Source organism: Streptomyces sp. NPDC044044 (genome assembly GCF_056434405.1).
The window spans coordinates 1-4,143 of sequence record NZ_JBWKFG010000025.1 but is presented as its reverse complement, the minus strand read 5'-3'; the positions used below and the strand labels follow the sequence as shown (position 1 = coordinate 4,143).

The window sequence follows — 4,143 nt, the reverse complement described above, 5'->3', positions numbered from 1 at the left end:
CACGATGCGAGGGCGGCCACCGCGAAGCTGGAGGCGACCCCCACCCCGCCGCCACAGAACACGAAACGAGCGAAGGAGGCGAAGGCACCGGGCGCCGCCTGCCGCCGACCCTGTGCTGTCTCCATGACCCCACCCCCTTTGACTGCCCGACTGTTTCTGATGAGAGAAACGCTACGTTGCATTTACTCATCTGGCAATGACGTCATTGCGTACTGGCATCATCAGTGCAGGTTGAGGCGGTGGAATCGTTGCAACGAGGTGAGAATTAATGCAACGGCTCCGCTATGATCGTTGCAATGAAGTGAGGGTGAACGCTATGGACGCGGCAGGTGAGTCCTCTGCCGGACGGGGACACGAACGACAATCGCGGGAAACTGAGGAGCGCACGATGGCGTACGTCGATGCCAACGGGATCCGCCTCCACGTCGAGGAGCGCGGCCAGGGTCCCGCCATGGTGCTGCTGCACGGCACCGGTACCAGCGGCCGGGTCTGGGACGCGCAGGTGGCGGACCTGGCAAGGGATCACCGGATGTTCGCCGTCGACTCGCGCGGCTGCGGCCGCTCGGACCGGCCTGCCGAGGGCAACGACATCGCGGGCAACACCGCGGATGTCCTCGCCGTGATCGATGCGCTGGGCCTTGACCGGCCCGTCGTGGTGGGCAGTTCGGTCGGCGCGGTGTTCGCGATCGAGGCGGCGCTCGCCGCTCCCGACCGGATCGGCGGGATCGTCTCGATCGACGGACCCGGCTACTGGCCGGCCGTCGCGCTGGGCGACAAGCTGGTGGAGGTCGCCGCCGCGACCGACCGGGCCGCGCAGTTCGCCGAGTGGGTGCCCACCTGGTACAGCCCGGCGGCGCCCCCGGAGCTGATCGCCTCGACGCTGCGCCAGATCCTGGAGTCCAGCGAGCACGTCGACGAACTGTTCGCCGACGGCGCTTCGTACGACCCGCGCGAGCGGATCCGTGAGCTGGCCGTTCCTGTGCTGTTCCTGCACGGCGCCCTGGATGCCTCGATCCCCTACGAGGTGTCGCGGGTCCTGGCGGACCTCGCCCCGCACGGCACGTTCCGCCTCATCGAGGGCGCGGGCCACATGCCGCACCAGGAGCGGCCCGAAGCGGTGAACGCGGTCCTGCGGCAGGCCGCCGAGCGGCTTGCCGTGTGATCCGGTGCGGAGCCGACGGACCCCGTGGGTCAGAGATCGATCACGCCGTCGGCTTCACGCCGTCGGCTGCTCGCCCAGTGCCCTGCGGACGAGCGCGCTGACGTCCTGCCCCGGCATGAGCCCGGCGAGTTGGGCGCGCAGCCAGCCCACCTTCTCGTCCACGACCGACGGGTGCATGCGCGCCACCGGGGCCGCCTCGGCAGCCCGCAGGAAGGCGGCGATGGCGCGTTCGGCGACCTCGCGGGCACCGGCCTCCTGGATGGTGAGGACCAGCTGCAGCGAGTCCTGATCGCCGACGGCCGAGCGGCAGGCGTGGCCCGGCGGCAGATAGACGGCGCTCGTGCGGTGCAGAGTGATCGTCACCGGCACCCGTCCGTAGGCGAGGTCCCAACTGCTGCTGCCGTCCAACTGCAGCACAAACGCGTGGTCGGCCTCGGCCGACGGCGGGGGAGTGAGGGTGCCCGACGGGCTCAGCACCAGGGCTGCGCGGGCGTTGGCGGCCCAGAGGTCCTCACGCAGCGCGGTGACGAGGTCCGCGATGCCGGGGAGCCACTCGCCCGGCGCGTCGAAACGCACGCTCTCGCCGGCCGCGAACCGCTCCTGGGCACCCGGATCGCGCTCCCACAGGCCGCCCGGCGCAGGTGCGTCGGGCAGCGCGCGGCAGTTGAAGGACGCGGGCCTGATGTTCCACACCTCGCCGAAGAACGCGTCGGTGTCACCGACGAGTCCGGCGAGCCTGATCGGCAGATTGCGCGTGCCGGTGTCCGTACCGGTGTCCGTACCGGTGTCCGTACCGGTGGAGTCCGAGGGGCCGGTTTCCGGGGAGCGGGCGCCTGGGGAGGTGGGATCGAGCGCGACGGTCATATGACTGCGTACCTTCCTGCTCCGCACGGTGACGGGCACCCACGTTATGAGCGCCACCGCGGCAGGGGCAATCGGAAGGCGCCGCCCCTCAAGGGAAAGTCCAGCTCTTCTGAAGCGGGTTCGCGCAGGGAATTCGCATGCCGTGGAGCACAGGTGGACCACACCCCGGACACAGCGTCCGCCAGACTTTCAACTGCTGCCACTCCTCCGCAATCGCCGCAGTTCAAGGCGGTGCGCACGGCTCCCGGGCCCGCCTTGCCCAACCCGCTGGAATCAGGCTCGAGTTCGGCTGCACACACGGAAAGGATTCATTGACGCCCTCCGAAGGCCCTCATAGTTTCGCGTCCGTCACGGCGAACTCTCGCAGCGATGGACCCGGAGGGAGATTCATGGGCCAGGTAGTGGACGTCCAGATACTCGACAGCTCGGGAAACGTCCTCTGGCGGGGAGACGAAATCGACTACCCGGCCGCACTCGGCGCCATCGACCCCGACAACTCGGCACTGCGCATGCTCGCCGACGAGGACCCCGAGCACCGCTGCACACGCGACGACGTCATGCGCACCGCGGAGGCCCTGCAGCTCGTCAGCCGCCAGGGCAGCCCGCGCGGCTTTCTGACGACCCTGCCTCGCGGCGCGGTCCTGGAAGCGGGTGTGGACGCCAGCAACGCGCGGCACCTGGCCGGACTCGAGGTCAACACCGTGCACCTTCCGCTGGTGTTCGACGGATCCTCCGAGCCGATGCGCGCGCTGGCGGCCCAACACGCCGAGCAGAACCGGATGTTCGACATCGCGGACGCCGAAGGAGGCGGTGACGGCGGCGACGGCGGGCTCACCCTGGCCTACGCCACCGACCCCGGCCTCTTCTCCTGGCTCAAGGACGCCGTCCTGCAACGGGCCAGGCTGCCCTACGCGATGTACAGCCCCCAGCCGGTCTTCCGCCGCTTCGAGCCCGACGAGACCGACATCCGGCGCCGCGGCCAGGTCACCATGCCCGACGTCCACATCTGGTGCCACCCCGACGACGTCGCCGAGCGCTATCTGCACGCGCTCCAGCACGCCGCGGAGTCCACCGCGTACTGGTTCCAGCAGGACTACGTCCACGTCCTGGACTCCGTCGTCGGCACCAGCCACGACACGGAGCACTTCCACCAGCGGTGCGCCAAGGCCGCGGGCGGCATCACCGTCATACGACGCCTCGCCGCCGAGCACCCCGAGGCCTACGCGCAGCAGACCGGCATCCTGGTCTCCTCGGGCTACGAACTCGTGACACTGCAGAGCCTGCGGCTCGACGAGGTCAACGCGCCCCGCTTCAACATTCGCATGGACACCGGGGAACACCCCAGCCTCGTCCACGCCTGCGTCGCCATGGGCGGCTCACGACTGCTGCCGCTGCTGATCGGCCGAGGCCTGACCGGCCTCGGGCCGCAAGTGATCCCCGCCGAACTCGCCTGGAACCAGGTGGTGTTCCTGCCGCTCGCCGAGAAGCACGTGGGCCGCGCCTACGAACTGGCCGGGCCTCTGTGGATCGACGGCGTACGCACCGCGGTCGACCTGGAGTTCAAGCGACCGATCGGGGCCCGCACCGCCCGGCTGCGCCGCGAATGGCAGCCGCTGTACTGCGTGATCGGCGACCGCGAACTGTCCGAGCAGCCGCGCTTCCAGTCCGGCGGCCGGACGCCCATCGACCTGGACTACCAGGACTTCCTGGCCGAGCAGATGCCAGGCTGGCTGCGCTGCCGCCCCGACACGCCTGTCGCGACCGCGCCCCTGCCGTTCGCCGGCGCCTCCTGAACAGCACCGCGGAAGGGCCCTGCCCTGCCGCGATGCCCGCTCAAGTACGCGCCCTGCGACCGCACAAGCGCCGCTCGACCAGCGGTGCATAGCCTCTGAGCGGTGTGCGACCCTGCACCGCTACGCGTGTCCGCCGACGTGTCTGCCTGCGCTCGCGGACCAGCAAGACAGGAGCAGACACACGTATGACCGTGCAAACCACTTCCGCGGGCGGAACAGGAGCGCGTGGGAAGGATGTACGCCGTCTGGATCGGGTGATCATCCGTTTTGCGGGTGACTCGGGTGACGGTATGCAGCTCACCGGTGACCGGTTCACTTCGGAGA

General features: G+C 69.7%; 3 protein-coding genes. 2 read left to right on the top strand and 1 reads right to left on the bottom strand.

Translation table 11 applies throughout. From position 1 onward, the window contains the following. Window positions 1-388: 388 nt before the first annotated feature. Window positions 389-1,162, top strand: a complete 774-nt coding sequence (locus AC07AG_RS42560) for an alpha/beta fold hydrolase (protein WP_478762579.1) — start codon at window positions 389-391, stop codon at window positions 1,160-1,162. A gap of 54 nt (window positions 1,163-1,216) precedes the next feature. Here the strand turns inward: AC07AG_RS42560 and AC07AG_RS42555 are convergent, their stop codons facing one another. Then, a complete protein-coding gene (locus AC07AG_RS42555) occupies window positions 1,217-2,026 on the bottom strand; it encodes a hypothetical protein (RefSeq protein ID WP_478762577.1) in 810 nt (269 codons plus the stop codon). Window positions 2,027-2,415: 389 nt separating this feature from the next. On the opposite strand from AC07AG_RS42555, the gene AC07AG_RS42550 reads away from it, so the two are divergent. Then, window positions 2,416-3,819, top strand: coding sequence for a His/Gly/Thr/Pro-type tRNA ligase C-terminal domain-containing protein (locus AC07AG_RS42550; protein WP_478762576.1), 1,404 nt, complete (start codon window positions 2,416-2,418; stop codon window positions 3,817-3,819). Window positions 3,820-4,143 lie beyond the last annotated feature (324 nt).